The sequence below is a fragment of the Bombilactobacillus apium genome, from assembly GCF_013385145.1.
GTDB classification, from domain to species: domain Bacteria; phylum Bacillota; class Bacilli; order Lactobacillales; family Lactobacillaceae; genus Bombilactobacillus; species Bombilactobacillus apium.
Window position 1 is genome coordinate 249551 of record NZ_JABZEC010000002.1, and the last position, 20818, is coordinate 270368.

The following is a 20818-nucleotide window of genomic DNA, read 5'->3' on the forward strand; positions in this document are numbered from 1 at the left end:
TTTCCCCAAATTCAATCAAGCCTGAGTCTTTTTCAAGGCCGCTTCTCGCTGCGCAATTTTTCGATCATGTTCCGCCATTAGCGTTACTAATTCGCGGTAGCTAGTCTTTCGCGGATTCCACCCCAAAACCGTGCGCGCTTTCGTGGGATCTCCCCAGAGATTATTAACATCAGTTGGTCGAAACCACTGTGGGTTAACTTGAACCAACAAGCGTCCTGTGTGGACATCGTAACCTTTTTCTTCAACTCCCGTTCCTTTCCAACGTAAGATGAAGCCGTTAGCCGCAAAAGCTTTTTCGGTAAAATCACGCACTGTATGTTGTTGACCGGTGGCAATTACGAAGTCTTCTGGCTTTTTTTGTTGCATGATTAGCCACATACATTCCACATAGTCTCGGGCATAACCCCAGTCCCGTAAGGAAGCTAAGTTTCCCAACTCCAAGTGATCCTGAAGGCCTTCGGCAATTCGTCCGGCGGCTAAAGTAATCTTGCGGGTCACAAAATTTTTGCCCCGCCGTTCAGATTCGTGATTAAATAAAATTCCGTTGACGGCAAACATCTGGTAGGCTTCTCGATATTCTTTCGTGATCCAAAAACCATACTGCTTGGCCACGGCGTAAGGACTATAAGGGTGAAAAGGGGTTGTTTCACTTTGGGGCACTTCTTCAACTTTTCCGTAAAGTTCCGAAGTTGAAGCTTGGTAGATCCGGGTTTGCGACTCCAATCGCAAAATTCGAACCGCTTCTAATATTCGTAAGACTCCTAAAGCATTGACGTCACCAGAATATTCGGGAACATCAAAAGATACTTGGACATCTGATTGAGCCGCTAAATTATAAATTTCGTCAGGTTGAACGGCGCTGATGACGCGAATAAGAGCGGAAGAATCAGTCAGGTCACAATCATGGAGAATTATCTGCTGCTGGGCAATTAAGTGATCAATTCGACTCGTATTGGAGCTTGAAGAACGCCTACGGAGTCCATGAACTTCATAACCCTTTTCTAATAAAAATTCCGCTAAATACGAGCCATCTTGACCGGTGATTCCCGTAATTAAGGCCTTTTTTGTCATCCCAAATTCCCCCAAACTGTAAATTCATTGTTACTTAATATTATAGCCTTTGTATTAGAATTCGATAAGGTTATTTGGTTAATTTTCAAATAATCATCTCTACACCATTTAATTTTAACAAAAAATAATTCATTATAAATGCAAGTTTAAACTTTAATTCAAATAAGTTCTGGAATTTTAACAATCTTGGAAGAATAGTGACTTTCTCAGACCGGAAATCTTTTGATCTCTAAATTATACGCAACGATTGCTCGTAATTTAGGAAACTATTTTCCCCCATCTAACGGTCAAACGCCTATTTTCTTTACTCCATCAAGAAGCCCCCCCGCGAACGGTCGACAGGGGGACTGATTCGAACTTAATTCTCGTTTGAATTGCTAGCTCTTAAAAAAGATTTTTCAACTTAATAAAACGCAACTTTTTCTCAGCAGCCCTAGTCATAGTCGTTGCTGACAACTATCGGGCTACTATAGAAACTGTAACTAAGGACACAACTATACTTTCCAAGCCTCTGTGCTGAGTTAGCGCTGAGTTGCAGCTTGATTCCCACTTCCGGTTTCCAAGTCCAGTCATAGTTAATCCTAGTTCGACCACTATCATCTTTATCTGCTGCCGGCTGAGAGCGGGCATAAATAGTCGCTGGCACAGAACCCAACTTTTGTCCTTGATAAAGTAAGAGATCTTGGGGAAGCTCCATCCCCGTACTAGTTTTTAGATGGCTCGCGGAAACTCGCAAAGTCCAAGGAGTTCGATCTTTCGCCAATCTGGTATCCTCGATCGCAAAAGTTTGTTCAGCCTTAGTTTTTAACAAACCAGCCTTATAGATACTATAACTTCCGTAATCCAATTGGGTCGGAACAGCCTTCAAAACCGGACCTCGGCGGTTAAAAGGCTGCCAGATAAAAGTATGAGCTATCTGGGAATCATTATATTTAGCGATAATTTCCTGAGCCGTTAAAACTGGACCTTGAGGATCATCTTCGCTGCCGGAGCCAACTTCCTGCCAATTCTTACTCCGGGTAATTTTAAGTGAGTCCGCATTAGGAAAGCCCCGTAAATCATTAGCCGCCGGACCAAGGCCGGCAGCAGAATTTAATTTAGTATGGGGACCTAAAACTAAGCGTGATAATCTTTTCGTATCTGTAAAAATATCTGAAGTGCTGGTGTGATCGGCACTCAGACTAGTATTGCCCAAATCTACAGACGTCAGCTTCTCGCAGCCTTGAAACATCGCCCGCGCAATTTTTAACTTTGTCAAATTCCACTTATCAAGGCTTAAATTATTAATATTCGTACAATAAACGAACATCGCTTCCGCGGTCGTCAAGGAATCTAAACGTAATTTATCATTTCCGATTAATTCAGTTAAATTTTTACAGTCAAAAAACATAAAGCTGGTATCATTAAGGTTACTTAATTGCCAATTACTGACATCTAATTTAGGCAAAGCTCGACAATCACTAAACATCTCTCTAGTATTGGTAACTTTAAGAAGCTTAAGCTGGCCACTCCCCTGCAGGTCATTTAATTTACTACAGCCAAAAAAAGCCCGGTTACTATCCACCAAATTACTTAAATTCCAGTTACTAACATCTAAACTTTCCAAGCTACTACAATCATTAAACATATTAGCGTTATTCGTTACCTCTGACAATTTCCAGGCTCCACTGGCAACTACTTGTAATAATTTACTGCAACCTTGAAACATTTTACTGACATTGGTCGCTCGCTGCAGCTGCCAATTGCTGGTATCCACTTTTGTTAGCGACTGACATTGCGCAAACATCCCATATAAATTTTCATCTTGACTTAAATCCCAGGCCTTAACTCCTGTCAGCTCATTAATCAACAGACAATCGTAAAACATCCAAGAACTATCTTGTAAGTTAGCTAGTTGCCAAGAATTTAACTCATCCGTAAAACTCAGTTTTTCACACTGGCCAAAAAGGCCTGCCGCTTTTTGGATCTTCGCAGTTTGCCAAGCAGTCACCCCTACGATTTGCGTTAAATTTTGACAACCGTAAAACATCCAAGAAATAGTCGTTGCCTGAGTAAGTTGCCAAGTTGGCAACGAGTCGTTTTGGCCATCCGTAAAATCGATCCGTTTTAATTTCTGATCGCCACAAAAAATGCCCCCAAAGTTAGTCACAGTTTCGGTTTTCAGGTTAGCTAAGCCTTGAATATCTTCAAGTTCTGGGAGCCAAGCAAAAATTCCATTTAAAGTTCCTCCTGTCACCTGAACATTTGGCTCAATCTTAATATGGTGGATATTATGGCTAAAATTATCCTCAATCAGCTGGCCATCAGCCGCTTTCTTGTGCGTCGCCCAGTCATATTTTCCCCAAGGCCAACAATTGGTACCCCCAATCTGCGTACCCGGATACTGACCAACAATCCCTTCTTTATTGATATCTCCCGGACTTCCATCAGGAAATTTGCCGTATTCATTGATATCTGCCGCCGTTAAATTCAAATCGATCTTCGTATTTTTTTTAAGAGTTAAAGTATGACTATTGGAGTCAAAACTCCACCAATTATTAGGCTTATCCGCCGTGATTTCACCCGATCCAATAACATCTTGATTGACATTGCTGACAATCTTGGTCGGCCTTTTCTGATCTGTAATGCCTTCATCTAATAATGGCGGCGAAGCTTTAATGGTTGAACTTTGCGGCTGAGACAGTTTAAATTCCGAAAAAAAATCGAAATCTTTTTTTAAATTAGCGATTCGCGAATTAGTGGCGGCGATTACTGGATAAGATTGAAGATAGATGCTAATTAATCCGCATAAAAAGATCAGCATCAAAGAAATAAGGGCATTATTTGACTTATACATTATGAAATATCTCCCCCAATAAAAAAAATGAGCCACTACCTTATTTTGAAATAATTAGATCTAGCATAAATAATCGTTAAAGATCAGCTTGAATTGTTCTCCCCTTTAAAAAATTCACTCTAATCTTCTCAACTATTGGTCCGGCCAAGCCACTTTACCAAGCCTTGTCTTGCTGACTTTAATTTTTATTATCAAATTGTTTAAAATTAACATATAAAATTAAATATCTATTTAATAATTTATAAGTTAAGATTATTATAGATAATTATTTCTAGATAACATTTTAATTCATAGTGATTAAAAATCAATAATTTAGTCTCAAAGACTTACAAAATGTCGTTTCTTCCCGCCCCCCCTTTTCTTGTCATAGGTGAAATTTTTCACTTTCAGAAATTAGCTACCTGCCCCGTTTTAATTGCTTAGCGAACTTTAACAATTGGCCATTCCAATAAAAAAAGATCTCCTAGCTCATTAAAAATCTGAGTTAGAAGATCTTTATTTTTGTGTGTAATCTTGACCGGGTGTATCAACCAACAGCTTGTCTGGTGCTTTGGGTCCCGAAAATCTTAGCTAATAAAAATCGGGAAATTTTTCCGCCCGAGTCTAGCTAAATTCATAAGGAAAACTTAGCGCGCAAGTATTTTTTTAAGCAGCGCCAGGACATATCCATAATTCGGTGTTTTTCGAAAAGTAAGAAAAGTAAACAGGCCAAAAAATAAAACTGCTAACAGACCCTCGCTGATTAGTCTCGTGATGGTCGAAAAATAATCAATTTTAAAAAGATAATTTGCGCTAAGAAGTACCAAGCCGGTGGCGCAGAAGATAATGCCCAAATACTTAAACTGGTCTTGTAAATAGATCTTCAACCACGAAGAGTTAGCTTTAAAAATCGTTCCAAAAACCGAGTAGACATCTAAAGACCACATGATGGCCTGACTGATAACTGTTCCAATCAAGACTCCCAGATAGCCAATCGTCCAGACACATCCCAGCGAAAGAAGAATATTTACCACGGCCCCAACGGTTGATATCTGCCGAGTTCTTTTAAACATTCCTAGTCCCAAAAGATATTCACTCAAAGGTCCTAACATTACCCCAAAATAAAAATCAACCATCATCAACAAAGGTACCCAAAGTGAAAGTAGATATTCTCTTTTTCCCGTCCAAAGTAAAATAAAGTCTTGGGAACAACTGACGATGACCACAAAAGCTACACCGCCAACAATAAACCTTACGAAGGAATAATATTGTAAAACTGCAAAAGTCCTTTTTTGATCATGATTGGAATTTAAAAAATTGCCAATCAAGGACTGCATCGCGGCCATCATTGAATTCACCAGACTAATCATGGCGCGAGAAAGATAGCGATAGTTAGACATGAGCCCGACAAAAGCGGTTCCTAAAGCCACCGAAATTACCAAGCTGTCGGTAGAATTATAGATGTAACCGGCGATTTTATTAACCAAAACTTCCTTGGCATCCAAAAAGAGCTGCCGCAAATCGGCTTTTTTTACTTTGCCTTGAGTGATCTCTTGGCCATAGAGAGCCTTTATCCGCCAAGAGATGATTAAATTAGCCCCCAGAGGCTGAATTACCGCCAAAATTAGGTAAGCAAAATACTCTTTAAAGACCAATAAAGCAAGAATCTCTACGATCCCAAAGCCCAGAAAGGTTAACATATCAATCAACATATTGAGATAACTTTTCTGATCAGCATCTAAGAGGATCCGCTGATAGGAAAACAAGTAGGAAGCGACAATCGCCAGGAGTTGCAAATAATAAGCTCCATAAATATAAAACCAACTATAAGAAAGCCCCTTGATAAACAAGGGTAGAAAACAACTTAAAACTAGGCCAATCGCCGCAATTACGCCAGCAATGGTCCGAAAAATAAAGCGATAGCTGGCCATTAATTGGGCGATTCGAGCTTGTTCCTGATTAACTACCGGCTGATAGAGCCGATAAAGCATCGCCGTATTGATCCCCATATCTGCTAGAGACAACATACTGATCAAATCAATAATCACCGCGTCTAAACCCAAAATTTCTCTGCCTAAATAGCGGATTATTATGGTTCGAACAATAAATTTAATTATCAGAGTTAGAAATTGGGATAGAATCCCGATCAAACTGCTTTTTACTGCTGTCCGTTCTCTACTCATCTCTTATCGTGACCTCTAATAAGCAAAATAAAGCTGCCAATACCGCCAATGAAGTTGCCCTTTTCCAATAACTAAGATAGTTTAAATTCTAGAGAAATTTGCTCCTGATTAGCGCAGCTTAAAGTTCATCAACTTCTTAAAATCCATTTTTTCAAAAACCCTTTAGAGATCTCGGCGAAGATCTTTTGCGGGCGATCGCTTGAGATATCTAGGTAGGCCTGGCTAAGATTGTCGTTTTTGGCCTGACTTTAGACATCGTGGAGCCTATTTTTTCGGGCTTCTCTTGGAATGTCAGTGGTGATGGTGGTGCCGATGATAGTGATGCTGGCAGCGATAATGAGGTAATTTCGAATGACTTTGGTGCCGTCGCTGACGTCGACGATGATAAAGTCGGCGATAGCGTTTAAAATGCCCCTTGAACAAGAAGATACTGAGAATGATGACTAAATAACTATTAATCCCATAGGGAATTCCGCAATAAAATAGATTGAAGATTTCAATAACTAATAAGACCTGGAAGATTCGTTCAATTCGCGAGCGACTCCGAGTTAAGATATATCTAATCGGAATAACCAATGAAAAAACTGTAAATACTATTCCTCCGAAAAGCCCACCATCGACATAGGCTTGCAGGATGGGAAAATCCAGATATTTATACATATATCCCTTTCCAAAAAGTAACTGGTAGTTGCTATATGTAGCATACTCGCCCCAAATTTGTTTTCTGATCAGATAACGGACATTGCCCGATTCATCATAACCATAACTATTGCTGCCAAATAAAGTCGAAACTGCTTTAAATAAGGAATCGACAATTTGTCCCAAGCCATCCAGTAGCCCACTAAAGTAAAGCAAAATAGCCATGATCATCCCGATGGGGACCACAAAAACGATAAAGGCCATCACGGAACTCTTTTTTATTCCAAATCTACTGGCATCAACATTACTATAAAAGGTACTAAAAATTAAGACTAAAATAATATCCACAATTTGTGAGCGGCGATTGACAATTAAGAGACAGGCAAGGGCCGCAAAGATACACAGCACTTTAAAAATAAACTGGCGGATATTCTTAGATTTATGAATAATGCTGAAGACGAAAGAGTAGAGTGGAATTACAGACAAAGTCAAACGGTCGGCAATCAATTTACCCCCAGAATCGTAAACTCCATTGATCGTCTGCACGTCGCTAGCTTGCGCTTGTAAGCCATTCTTCAAGAAAAAAACGGTGATTATCACCAATATACCAAAATAAATGAACCCCATCTGGACGAAGCGATCTTTATTGGGCCAGTGATTCCGCGAAATTAAAACTAACATTAGAAAAAGCGCAAATAAATTATAGATCAAAGCGCCGGCTTCTTTTTTAAAGCCGATCGAAAAATAAGACAAGATCGAAATATACGCAATATAGAACCAAAAAGTTCCCAGCGTCGGTTTTCGAAGGTATAATCGTCCTGATAAAATCCCCCTAAGATTGACTAAAAGCAAGAGTGAAATTAGCAGTAAGAAATTGCCAATGATCGACAAATCACGGTTAAAGATAAATCCTAAAAGATTGGAGATGGCTACAGCACTAAATAACAGCAATACTCCGAAATTAAATTTATTTTTTACCATAAATTCTCTAACCGTCTACCCTTCAGAAAAATAACAATAACCTTATTTTTCAAAATTTAGATCTTTTAAAATCAATCTTAGTAAGACCTTCTCCTTGGCGTCAATGAATTATCTCTTAGAATTGATAGAAATTTTTAGTTATTGTCGAGAAAGAAAGTCAGAACTAACTCACTTTAATAAAAAGAAATGGGAGCTTAAATCATATTTTTGCTGGCGAGAATCTTCTAGGAAGCAAACTTTCAAGATAATTATTACACAAAGAAATCTTAATTTAAATTAGATTCTCCGATAGACCTTTTGGTAGGCAGCGACAAAATTGCTGGGATTCAATTGTTCTTGATAGTTGCGATATTGACGATCGCAGACAAATTTTTCTGAGAGTGCCCGCTCAATAGCAGTAGCTAAACTTTCGCTATCTTCCGCCACAAAGGTCTGGCCCAAATCATTCTGAGTTATCGTTTCCCCTAAACTACCATGATCGGGGCCAATAATACATTTTCCAGACACCACGCCTAAACCTAGAGGGCCACTAGCACCATCAAATATTTTGCGATAGGGTAAGACCACGATATCGGAGAGGGCCAGATAAGCCGTCATTTCGGAAGACGGCAAATAATTAAGCTGCAGACTGACCTGGTCTTGATAGCTGGCCGACTTAGCTTCGATATAATCTCGGCCAAAAGTTTCGGCTTGACCGGCAATCAGTAAGTGAAAATCTTTCTTCACCTGAGTTAGGGCCGTCAACAAAATATCTAGGCCCTTATCACTTCTAGTTCCCCCCAAGGCTAGTAAAACTGGGACATCTGGCGGAATCTTTAAGGACTGACGCAGGGCAAGTAGTTCAGTTTTACTTTTGGAAGACTGCTTTTCAAAAACGGGATATTCAATTTTTTGACAATTGTTAATCTGCAGCGCGGCTAATTTTTGTAATAGATAATTAGCGTGGACAATACCCAGAGTGATTCTTTTAAAGATTGCTTTCAGGCTAATTTCATGCCAGAAACCATAGCGTAGATGATGAAAAGTGACAATTACCTTGTCCGGTTTAAATCTCCCCAATCCTAGTCCAAAAAAACGATAAAAAATATCACCATATAAAAAATGAATCCGATCATAGTTTTTCTCTCGTTGGATCGCGGCAATCTTCTTTAGCCATTGCCGATAACCCCTCAGGGACTTGAGATCAGCGTCAATAACAAATTGTTCTGCATTTAGACTTGGGATCCGTTCCGGAAGAACCACCCCAGCTGGGCAAGCACAGCCCTGTAATAAAGTTTTCAAATAGGGTTGATGGTGACCACTAATTCCGGTATCCACAAACAAAATCTTCATCCTAAAGCCCCCGACCTTTAGATTTTTAATCTTGATGATTGATAATTTTTTTAATGGCTAAAATATGAGCTTGAACCATCCCTTCATAGGAGTGTTCCTGGATCTTGTGGCGGCTATTTTCAGCCAGCAACGGCTGCTGGGCGAGCGTCAACTCCAGCGCCTGCCGCAATGCAGCAACGGATTCGCTTTTAACGAGATAACCATTGACCCCGTTTTCAATCAGTTCCAGTCCGGCTCCACAACGATCCGTGGTAATCACCGGCAAGCCATTAGCCAAAGCTTCATTGATGACCAAGCCCCAGATATCATACCTAGTCGCTAAAACAAAGACATCGACGGCTTGATAATACTTCCAAAGCTGCGGCTTCGTCAAAAAGTCAACTACCAAAACCTTGGAAGAAAGCTTACGGCCCAAAGTTTTTTCGTATTCAGCCCGGGAAGCTCCTACCAAAAGCAACTTAGTTCGAGGATCATCTAAAGCCTCGATGGCTTGGACGAGCAGATCAAAGCCCTTGCGCCGAATAGGCACCCCCACGGAAATCACCAGATTGTAATCCAGCCCCGGTAAATTAAGCTTACGCCGCAATTGCTGCTTTTCGGCGACCGAGAGAGTTCGCGGCAAGATCTCCCGCTGATAAAGCGAAGTAAAAGGATAATGGTAGATTTGCGTCGCTTGAGCCCCATAATACTCCAAATATTTATCCGTAAATTTTCCTGGGGAAAAATAATAACTGGCTGAACCAATCAGATAGGTTTTTAATTTTTTCTTTAACCAAAAATCATCGCCAATAAAACCGCCATCGCTACTCAAAGCGAAGGGAATCCGGTGCTGGCGGAGATACGAAATAGCTAATTGTTCGGTTAAACCTTCATAAGAACTAATAATCACCAGATCAAAGTCTTGCTTTAAATACTTTATAATCGCCCAAGATAAACACCAATGGGTGCCAAAATGGAGGCCCTTTAAAAAGACGCTTTTAAAATTATTCTGAGATTGGGCTTTCCACAAGGGATTTCTCTCCGTGGAAGACCGATAGTCATAAAGAACCGTCAAGTCGCATTCTTTAGCTAATTCAGAAAAGAATTCCACCCGATACGGCGATGGGAGATTGGTAACAAACAAGATCTTCAAGAAAATAACTTTCCTTTCCTTTAAAGTGGAGTTCGAATAGCCAGTTCAGAGCTGGCTTACTTTTCAGAATTCAAGCTCTGAAGAAAACAAGCCTTCATCCTTTCTAAATACTGACTTTCAGTATAGTTAGCGGCGGCAATTCGGCGATTATTCAAGACAACTTGCCGCCATTCGGGGGCATTCTTAACTAACAAGCCCAGTTTATTAAAAATAAATTCGGGATCAATTTGATTCTTATCGACTACTAAGCCATTTTTTCCCGTCTCAGAGATCAGATCCGGGATCCCCGCATGATTAGTCGTAATCACGTAGCAAGCATTAGCCATCGCCTCAAGCAGAGAAATCGGCTGCCCTTCTTTGGGATATTTGGTTAAGAGAATGAAGAAATCAGCTTGCAATAATAAATCTTTTTTCGCTTGGCCAGTAACAACTCCGTGGTAGCTAACATAATCTTGTAATTGATACTTGTGAAGATAATCAAAAAATTTACGTTGTTCCTTTTTCGAGAAAAAAGTTCCGGCAAAATTAAAATGCAAATGGTGCTTGACGGGAGCTTCCTTTTCTAACCTAGCCAGCTCCAAGACTTTTAAATAGCCTTTTTCAGGGTTGAAGTTCGATAAATATAGAACTTGCTTGATTTTTTTCTGGCCGTAAGCCGCGATCTTTTCTTGCAGGGTCTTTTGATCAGGGACCAGTTGTTGATCCACACAATTAGGAACTTCAAAAATCCGGGAAGCCGGGAGGAGTCCCTGAAAATTTTTTTGCAGTGAGGGACTGAGGACAATGGCTCCCTGAGCTTGGGAAATTAACCAGACATTCAGTCTCCTTTGGATCCCCCCCATTTCTTGCGTCACCAGCTTGCCAAAACGTCCTCCGTGCAAATGAAGCAGGAGCGGTTTTCTTTTAAAATGAATAAGCAGCATAAATATCAAATCGCGCAAATTACCGAGAGCACTTTGACTCAAGCTTAAATAATATAGATCATCTTTCGAGCGCAGGACCCTGAGAAAACTCCGCAGAATTTTCTGATTATTGGTCGTATTAATCGCCCTTAAAGCAAAACACTGCAGCTGCGGGGAATTATATAAAATAGTGACGGCCTTAGATAGACCATGAATGGGTGGGGGAAATTGGGCAATAAAAGTTATTTTCTTTTTTTCTGACACGACTAATCCCCCTTTAGCAATTATTCTTAGATTTTGCGCAAGTTGGAGCTCTTCGCGCCGCAATACAGCAATTTTGATCATGATACTTCATTTTCTACAACTTTCTAATGGCTTCTTGATAGCGCGCGATCGATCTTTTTTTCGTTAATTTGGCTTCTAAATTACACCGACTTCGTTGTCCCATGTCTGACAATTCCTGACTAGCAGCATGAGCTAAGAACCAGTTAATATTCTTCCGGATATTTTGGTAATCTTGTGGTTCTGCCAACAAGCCCCCCTGGGTTTCTTTAATTAGACAAGCGATTTCTGAATCAGTTTCTAAAACGCCCAAAATTGGTTTGGCAACTGCCGCCAGACCATAATACTTGCTGGGGCAACTAACCCCTTTCATCCCCTTGGCGTTCACACACCACTGAACATCAGCAGCATTTAAACTATAGATTAAGTCTGCTTTGGGCTGATAAGGAATGAAAATAACATTGGTCATTTTTTGTTGGCGAACATAATTTTGGAGAGTTGCCTGTAAAGTTCCGGCACCGACAAAAGCAAAGACGACTTCTCGCCCATCAGCGGCGGTCGTTCCTTGGGGAAATTGCTCAATTACCTTAATTAAATTTTTCAAATCATAGTATAAGCCGAGATTTCCAGAATACATAATAATAAACTTATTTTCTAAATGGTACTTTTTCTTAAAAGCTAAAACATGCGGTTCCGTCGGAGGCAAGGGATAGATCTGCTCTTCATCAACCCAATTATTAATCATTACTACTGGCGGGAGGGATTGCTTTTTAAAACGGTGCTCCAAAGTTTGAACTAAATCGCGCCCGACAGTCACGACCAAATCGCTGCGGCGGCAAGTAAATTTATCTAGTAGTAGCAGCAGCTTTAAAATAAACTTATCCTGACTGTAAGCAATTGCACTAATTTGTTCCGGGTTAAAGTCTTGAATATTGTAAATTAATTTGGCCCGCTTAACCCACTTCCCCCAGACACCTAAGAGTCCTCCGAGAATTGGGGGCTGGGAAATCGTTAAGATATAGTCTTGGGGTCCCGTTTTAAAAGTCGCTTTCAGAGCTCCCCAAAAATAGGTGAGAATATTTTTAACTCGCGATGACTTACTGGCTTTTCTAAAAGCAGGAACGCGAATTCGGAGAACTTTAACCCCTTTAATATTTTCCCGGTAATATTTCTGACTTTGATATTCAGGGGCGACCGTCCCTGAATAGGAAGGAACGACACAAATTACCGTAATATCAAAAACAGCGCCCATTCCCTCCGCCAGTTCTCTTAAAATTTGGCCGGTCGAGGCTAGATCAGGAACATAATAATGAGCATAAACCAATAATCTTTTTTTCATCTATTTAATAACCATTGCCTTTTAAAATCTATCTATTATTATCAAAACGGGCGAAGATGTGAGCAGAAGGCAGGACTAAGACGCCTTCAAAGGAGGTTATTATGCTGGGCCAAACTGGCTTTACCAAGTGGGAAGGAGCCACTTATCAGCGCCATTGTAATTTTAAAGACAGTTTTGATATTTCTTAAAAAATAGACCCAGTTTATTGGGGCGACTTGTACCGCCTCTAAAAAGTTAGATATTTGGTCTAACTTTTTAGGGTCACTACAACTGCCCACCATCTGCTCTAACTAGGTATTCTCCATAAAAATTATTAATTATAAGTCAAATCACTAATCCTTGAGAGACAACTAAGTTGGCGTCTTTTTTGGACACACTTCAAAATAATGATAGTTCATTAACGCTATTTTGGCACAAAAAAGGTCCCAGCTCGTCATCATGAATTTTAATTACTCTGCCAAATTTCGACTTATCTCCTATATTATTACTGGAAGATAAGTCTGGTAATTATGTATTTATTTCTGCTCTTCTTTGAAATTTCCGTCATTTTTTCTCACTAGCCCTCATAAATTCAGCCATGGTCGTGAATTTTTTCTCTTTCTTTGACATCGATTTCATTATAATGGAAAGCTTTTAATTGGGCAACCGCCTTTTAAGCTCGTCTTGACGGTTCCTTAAATTCTTCAAACTTGCTCTTACGGAAGCCACTTTTTAAAAACTCCTTCATCAAGAGTTAACTTGCTGAAGGGGTCTGCGATATTTAATTTCTAAAATTTAACATTTAATTCTCGTCGTAAACGTTCCCGTAATTGTTGCCGAACTTTACGCAAGTAACGATCACTCACCTGATGCTCCGCGGCAATCTGCTTGAGGGCCCGTCCCTGCAAGAGATTTTCTTGCAAAACAATCTGGGCCCAAGAATCTAGTTGCGGCCAAACTTGCTGGAGTTGTTCCAGTACAAACTGTGGCGTCTGACCAGTGGTCAACTGATCCCAAGTCTGCGTAGCGGTTAACAATTGTTCGTGCTCTTGTTGGCGCGTTTGGCGCCGGAAATAATCCCAAGTCCGCCAAACAATTTTCTGAAAGATATACGGACGGAAAGTTGCTAATTCTACTTCTACTTGAGCCCAAGTTTGCGCATATAAAATTTGGGCTTCTTGGAATAAATCTTCGTAATCTGGACTTTGGGCGGATAAGCCAGCCTTTTTTAAGGCCCCGCCAATCAAACGTTGATCAGCTTGTGCCAATTCAAAACCGTGGGTCAAAGTGTGCAATCTCTTCATAGAAAAAATCTTCTTTCGATTATATTCTACAAGCGCTTGCAGTAGTTTTAACTTACCACTTTGAATGTAATTTAGCTATTATTTTCCAGATATTTATAGATAAATAATCCTTTTAAAGCAATATATATTTATTGGATAATTTTATTTACTAAATATAAAAAATACTACTTATTATCATAAGTTTACTGAATGTTCCATTTAACCGTGGCGCTAGAATTGAATGCGGCAAAGATTGATCAATCTTGAAAAAGTAGCTTAAACTTGTGATTGCTAATTATCAATGACAACTAATTGGTCAAAAAACGAGGTCTAAATTCTGTAATCTTTGGATTAAATACTATCCAGATTACTCCATCCCTATTCTGCCTTTTTTATTGCTTCTAGATTATCAAAGAATACTTGCCATCCAGTAGCTTTATCTTCTTTAAATCCTACTTTAGAAGACGGTAGCTCAAGAGAGCTTAATAAGGCCCGCGAAATTGCCTCTACGTTATCAGAATCAAAATAAGTAATTGAATCGTAATCTTCAGTAACCTCAATAACCGGACTAATATTTGAAGCCGCAATCGACCTTTTTAACATCATAGCTTCTAGCAGCGGCAAGCCTAAGCTTTCAATTTTCGAGGGAAAAACTAAAATTGAATGACTAAGAATGGTTAATATTAATTGATACTCTGATTTTATATTTTGAGGTAATTTTGAACACGCTTCAACTAGATTTTGATGATTCTTGTAGACCAGCGCTGTACTAGGAAAGAAAAAATATTTTGTTTGATATTTGATAGGCCGATCGGCAAAATTGATTGGTGATTATACCTTTGTAATTCTTTTTTCATCCAATGTGTTTGAACCTTAATTGATTCGTTACCAAAGCATCTTAAATTACGTTCAATGACACTATCCACTAGATATTGATAAAACGCCATTTTTCGTTCCGTAGGTTTCAAAAAGCTGAATCTATAATTTCTTTCAAAAGATAATGGATGATGAACATACACCATTTCTGGGACTTTTAATCCTAAAACCGCAGTATTTTGTAATGATATTACAAAATTTGGATGGATAGCATTAATAAATTTTGAGTCCCAGATAAAGTCAAAAAGGATCTTCTTAATATAGCTTCTTTGTAAATCTTTTCAAACTATAACTCTGATATTGGAAGATTTAACAATCAGGTCTTTGGAAGCAACAATAAACGTAAATAAATACCCTGGATTAGTCATGGCATATTGGTTTACATCCTGCAAGATCGATAATACACCACCGGAACCTTTCTGAACCACAAAATCAATCACAACATAATGTATACCAATATTCAACCCCAATCTTTGAATGCCCTGATCATGGTGCAAAATCAAATTGAACTAACATATCGTTCAATTCAACCTTGTCTATCCGATTAATAACTTATCCCCAGCATTTGACGTCTTTATCTATTATCTTCAAGGTCTAGATTATATTTTTATACAGTTAGATTACAAGCTTAATTTGATCGGGTTTTAAAAATTTCAGCGGCGAACCGGTAATGATCCACTTTTTGACATTTAGCTATCTTATAGACGACTATTTTGAAAAAACAGGATAGTGTTTTCACCCCATATTTCATGAGTTAGAAATGCAATTTTTTTGTTTTTTGGCACGCAAAGAAGACATTACCGTCCCCATCCGCTATGCTTTAAGCGTCCAAACCAAATCAAAGCGTGCTTTCACTCCTTGGTGCGTCCTCTAGTAAGGGCTGTGGACCATAAAGGTTATAAACCCGTTTCCAGCGAATAATTGTTGCCCCTGAAAGCAAACTAAAATAGGCACAGGTTTCTACTATTGAGGCTCGTTGATGTTGTTTACACAGTATAAAAAATCTGGAGCTGACCAGTGATAATCGGTAGATTTAAGAGGCCTTGGCACCCAAAATGCTCATAAACGGCAACTAGAAATTGAAACGTTTTATCTCCAATTCCATAACGTCGACCAGTAGCTTGTTTCGATTATGTTTCAGTTAAATATTCTTCAATGGCTTTGATCTTTGTAGTCATCAAGATTTTAGGATTAGTCATAGAAATACCCCCAGAGTCGTTTCCAACTCTGGGGGTAAGCGTCAAAATCAATATTAATATCTAATTAAAGATAGAAAAGTAGCCCCATCCCCTAAATGGATAAAGTAAATACATCCCAACAAAAGAGTAATTATTCAAAACGATTTTGTGCAACCCCTTTTTTACCAAATTTAAATGCGATCGCATCAAGAATGCGTCTAGAAGCTTCACCATCACCATACGGATTTCTGGCTTCAGCCATTCGTTGATACTCATTGGAATCAGTAAGTAGGTTAATCATCCATTTTCTAACACTACTTGGTTCTGTACCAATTAATCGTAACGTCCCTGCCTTAACTCCCTCAGGTCGCTCAGTTGTATTTCTTAAAACCAGCACTGGTTTTCCAAGAGATGGTGCTTCTTCTTGGATACCGCCAGAATCAGTCATAATGAAGTAACTCCGAGCAGCTAAATTATGGAAGTCAACAACATCTAGAGGTTCAATAAGATGAATCCTAGGATGGTTACCTAAAATTTCATTAGCTACTTTCTGAACAGCTGGATTTAGATGAACCGGATAAATAACTTCGATATCATCATACCGGTCAACAACATCTCTAACAACTTGAAAGACTTGACACATAGGCTTACCTTGATTTTCACGGCGATGCATTGTTACCAAAATCATTCTTTTATTAGGGGCTATCAAATCCATAATCTTATGATGATAATTCTCATTAACAGTTTCTTTTAACGCATCAATTGCAGTATTTCCCGTTACAAAGATTTTATTCTGAGCATGATTTTCTTTTAATAAGTTCATTTCAGATTCTTCCGTTGGGGCAAAGTATAAATCGGATAGCGTATCCGTCATCTGCCGATTCATTTCTTCCGGAAAGGGGCTATACTTATCCCAAGTTCGTAGACCTGCTTCAACGTGGCCAATAGTAATCTTATGATAAAAAGCAGCTACACTTGCAGCAAAAGTTGTAGTTGTATCACCATGTACTAGGACAATATCAGGACTTTCTTTATTTAAAATATTGCCAAGATGAAGCAAGACATTGCTGGTAAGTTCATCAAGCGTTTGACGTTGTTTCATAATATTCAAATCATAGTCTGGATTAATTTTAAAAATCTTTAAAACTTGGTCTAACATTTCACGATGCTGTGCGGTAACAACCGTTACCTCATCAAAATCATCGTTATATTCTTTTAGCTTACAAACTACTGGCGCCATCTTAATAGCTTCAGGACGAGTCCCAAAAATTGTCATCACTTTAATTTTACGCATTACTTTCATATCCCCCCTTACTATTTAATTATTTTTCGTACAGCCATTGCAAGTGGCAGTAACGGACGAGTTATCATACCCAACAATGATACCCTTGTGACCGCAACCTTATTTAGACTATCATATTTATGGAAACGCCAATAATTCAGCCATGTCCAAATTTTAGGCAAAAATTTAATTTGGGAATGTTTAAAAATGAAATCAATATCACTTTTATATTTTAAAAGAAAACCAAGATAATTTTTTGAATCAAATTCAGAACCATAATTTGCAGTTATTCCATCTTCTAGATAGGCAGTTTTACTAAAAATAGAATTAGAAACAAGTAATTTATGTTCCGTTCCTAATTGATTAAAAATATAAGATTCGGGTACAAATTTTATATTTGAATCCTCTGGAATAAATAAATTCTTTAATGAGGAAGTTCTGTTACATTCTAAACAGTCCTCATAACGATTTCCATGAAAACTAAATCCAGAACCAAAATGGAAATCTATATAATCAATAGTCTTCATATCAGGAGGAAAAAGACTACCAATTACTGTACCATCATCCTTAACATATTGCCCAATCACTCCATCCATATTTGGATTATCTTTTAGTAATCTATTCATGGTCAACAAAGTGTCTGGACAAAGTATATCTTCCGAATCTAATATAATAAAAAAGTCACCTTGAGCTAAAGAAATTCCTAAATTAAGTGCAGTATATTTACCACCATTTTCTTTTTCATAATACCTAATACGAGAATCCTGACTCTTAACTATCAAACTATTAATGGCACCATTAGTATTATCTGTTGATCCATCATCAATTATAATAATTTCAAAATCATCAAATTTCTGATTTAAAACACTTTTTATAGCTTTTAAAACAAAGCTTTCACGATTATACGTCGGTATAAAAACTGTAAAAAACGGAGCATCCATCTAATTATTACCTCTCCTATTAGTATATTTTTTTATATCATCAAACCAATTATTTGTTAGCATAATTATGCATAAAACAATTACAAAAATAACCGTATATATACACCCTAATCCGATAAATGAAACTATTGATTTAATTGGATAAAGTTTAGATATAATGAGTAAGTATGTTGTAGATACCGCACCAGGAATAAGGGTCACACCAACTTTTCTCCAAAAGTAAAACATATTGAGTTTTGCACGTACTTGGTAGAACCAGTTCATTATTAACCAACTAACTACTACAAATGTGAGTACAGTTCCAACCACAGATCCATAAAGGCCCCACTTTTTAATGGCAAAAACGGTAATACCTATATTAGCAAGCGAAAATATAAATTCAACTACGGCTCGAAACTGATGGATATTCTTTGCTCGAATAATTTCATAACCTGTATTCTGCACAAGAGTAACATAAAAAGGTACCACCAAAATGATAGAAAGCCAATATGCATCTTTATATTCTTTTCCGGCCCATACACAAATAAAAAACTTTCCAAGTACAATGAACCCACCCAATATAAATGTTAGAACAGTCGATTGCATCATGCCTACTTTAGTCATAATCTTTGTTAATCTTATATTATCATCAGAAGTCGTAACAATTTCATTTATCTCAGGAGCAAAAACTCCCGAAAGTGTTGTAGAAAGACTTATGAATATGTTTTTAATTTGATTGGCAACCGCAAAAATTGCAACATCACGTGCTCCTGAAAGCATACCTAATAAAAAGCTAGGCAAATTCCAATTGACTTGATCGATAATTTGATTTAAAAAAATAAAAAAGGAAAAAACAAAAACTTCACGTAATAACGAAAAATCTAATTTTTTAAAGTAAAATCTCATGTGTAATTTGCGCATAGAAAATCTAACATTTAAAAAAAGAAAAAAGACAGTTACTACGGTTTGAACTAACACAATCGAAATTGCTTTAAATCCTATGAGAAGCAGAGGTATGGTTAGTATAGGTGTAATTATAGTTTGAAATAGTTGTCGTGAACGTTGAAACTTAAATTGACTATGAGCAATAATATTTGAATCAAAAACAGAAGATATAAATGTCAATGCTACATTTAAAATCATCATAATCATTAAAATTTTAGTGGTACGTAATTCAGACACAGATAATGTAGTACCAAATAAACGACTCTCATTAACTACAAGTAAATATCCGATAATTAACGATAACAATGCAAGGAAAGAAAAAATCAATAAGTATAATCCATTTAACTTTCTTTCGGCATCAGGATCATCGGATACTTGCGCTTTAGCATAAAACCTTATATAAGCACTACCAAATCCTAAATCAAGCAAAGTTAAACTAATAATTACAGAATTTACCATCTGGTAAAGTCCATATTGTGACTGACCAAGTAGCCTCAATAAAATTGGAGTATACGCTAATGTAACAATATTCTTGGCAATTAAATTTAAATACGATAACAATACACCAGATTGTTTTTGTGTCAGTATAGCCTTATGCGTCAATTAATTCACCTCTACTATACTCGAACAATAAGTGAAAGTTCTTTTTGTATAACATTATCTTGTTCACATTTATCCAACACATGCTGGTGTGAATTTACCGACATATTTCCAAATTTGATAGGAGAATTCCCAATATCTCTTAATGCATCGACAATATCTTCCACACTGTTTGTTAAATATCCATCTTTTTGATTATCTACGAATTCAGGAATAGCAGTACTCCTAGATGTAATTGGTATCAATCCACTCATCATTGCTTCACACATTGAGACTCCTTGGGCATCTTGACGTGATGGACAAAGAAAAACACCATTACTATTATGCAATTGTTCTATCTGTTCCTGTGACTGAAAACTTGGTATTATTGTTACATTTGAAAGCTTGGAAATATGTGCAGTATCTTTTTTAAGATACTTACCTTCTCCAGCAATAGTAAATGTATACTTTAAGAAATCTTTTTCCATCGAAAATTTTTCAATGGCTTTCATAGCAATATCGGTCGCGTACTTTCTACTTGTAAACGGTCTAATTAGTAAAACCTTATAGCGTTGTTTCTCATCTTTTTTTTGAAAAGAAAAGATATGACTATCAATACCATTAGGAATTATAGAACTGTAATGAAATATACTGTCAGTATCATCGCTAGCAATCTTTTTCATCCACTTAGAAACAAAAACAAAATGTGCGTTTATATTTTCTTCTACATAATGGTGAAAAGCATGTAGTTGAATACTATTTTTAAATATATATCCCAAAAACTTTGGTGACCTAGCATTAAATAATCTTCTCTTCCATGATAGGGCTTCAAAACCGTGCACCCATACTATTTGCGGAATATTTTTATATTCAAGAAGAACCTGTACCATTTTATACGTAAGAAAATGAATCACTATTTTATCAAACTGTCCCAAATCTAGTCTTGCTCTTAAATTATCAGCTGTCCCCTCTAGCACCCCAATCCCCTCAAATTCATATTCACTTTTGTGATTGGAAATAACAAACACTTCAAAGCTAATATCCGGATCAAGACGTTTATAAGCTAATAGACGAGTATGTACAAACATATTTCTGTACAA

The 20818-nt window shown here is 37.7% G+C and carries 14 protein-coding genes; all 14 read right to left on the bottom strand.

Features of this window, described 5'->3' with window-relative positions; genetic code table 11:
- Positions 1-15: 15 nt before the first annotated feature.
- Positions 16-1071 carry a GDP-mannose 4,6-dehydratase gene (gmd, locus tag HU830_RS03235; RefSeq protein ID WP_176942346.1) on the bottom strand — a complete coding sequence of 352 codons (1056 nt, stop codon included), beginning with the start codon at positions 1069-1071 and terminating at the stop codon, positions 16-18.
- A 433-nt stretch (positions 1072-1504) separates the two neighbouring features.
- Positions 1505-3907, bottom strand: a complete 2403-nt coding sequence (locus tag HU830_RS03240) for a BspA family leucine-rich repeat surface protein (RefSeq protein WP_176942347.1) — start codon at positions 3905-3907, stop codon at positions 1505-1507.
- Positions 3908-4533: 626 nt separating this feature from the next.
- On the bottom strand, positions 4534-6069 hold the full coding sequence (locus tag HU830_RS03245) for an oligosaccharide flippase family protein (protein WP_176942348.1): 1536 nt from the start codon (positions 6067-6069) through the stop codon (positions 4534-4536).
- A 291-nt stretch (positions 6070-6360) separates the two neighbouring features.
- Positions 6361-7689, bottom strand: a complete 1329-nt coding sequence (locus HU830_RS03250; protein WP_176942349.1) for a hypothetical protein — start codon at positions 7687-7689, stop codon at positions 6361-6363.
- Positions 7690-7965: 276 nt separating this feature from the next.
- A complete protein-coding gene (locus HU830_RS03255) occupies positions 7966-9021 on the bottom strand; it encodes a glycosyltransferase family 4 protein (protein WP_176942350.1) in 1056 nt (351 codons plus the stop codon).
- 25 nt (positions 9022-9046) lie between these two features.
- Positions 9047-10153, bottom strand: a complete 1107-nt coding sequence (locus tag HU830_RS03260; protein ID WP_176942351.1) for a glycosyltransferase family 4 protein — start codon at positions 10151-10153, stop codon at positions 9047-9049.
- Positions 10154-10209: 56 nt separating this feature from the next.
- Complete coding sequence (locus HU830_RS03265; protein WP_176942352.1) at positions 10210-11319, bottom strand: glycosyltransferase family 4 protein; 1110 nt, start codon at positions 11317-11319, stop codon at positions 10210-10212.
- Positions 11320-11413: 94 nt separating this feature from the next.
- Positions 11414-12676, bottom strand: coding sequence for a glycosyltransferase family 4 protein (locus tag HU830_RS03270; protein ID WP_176942353.1), 1263 nt, complete (start codon positions 12674-12676; stop codon positions 11414-11416).
- Positions 12677-13443: 767 nt separating this feature from the next.
- A complete protein-coding gene (locus HU830_RS03275; RefSeq protein ID WP_176942354.1) occupies positions 13444-13959 on the bottom strand; it encodes a hypothetical protein in 516 nt (171 codons plus the stop codon).
- Between the two features lie 357 nt (positions 13960-14316).
- Complete coding sequence (locus HU830_RS09170; protein WP_228765758.1) at positions 14317-14562, bottom strand: hypothetical protein; 246 nt, start codon at positions 14560-14562, stop codon at positions 14317-14319.
- Positions 14563-16143: 1581 nt separating this feature from the next.
- Positions 16144-17286 carry a non-hydrolyzing UDP-N-acetylglucosamine 2-epimerase gene (wecB, locus tag HU830_RS03285; RefSeq protein WP_176942355.1) on the bottom strand — a complete coding sequence of 381 codons (1143 nt, stop codon included), beginning with the start codon at positions 17284-17286 and terminating at the stop codon, positions 16144-16146.
- 20 nt (positions 17287-17306) lie between these two features.
- Entirely contained in the window at positions 17307-18215 is a 909-nt protein-coding gene (locus tag HU830_RS03290; protein WP_176942356.1) for a glycosyltransferase family 2 protein, read from the bottom strand.
- A complete protein-coding gene (locus tag HU830_RS03295) occupies positions 18216-19742 on the bottom strand; it encodes a lipopolysaccharide biosynthesis protein (protein WP_176942357.1) in 1527 nt (508 codons plus the stop codon).
- A gap of 14 nt (positions 19743-19756) precedes the next feature.
- Positions 19757-20818 (bottom strand): glycosyltransferase family 4 protein, encoded by a 1062-nt coding sequence (locus tag HU830_RS03300; protein WP_176942358.1) that lies wholly within the window; start codon positions 20816-20818, stop codon positions 19757-19759.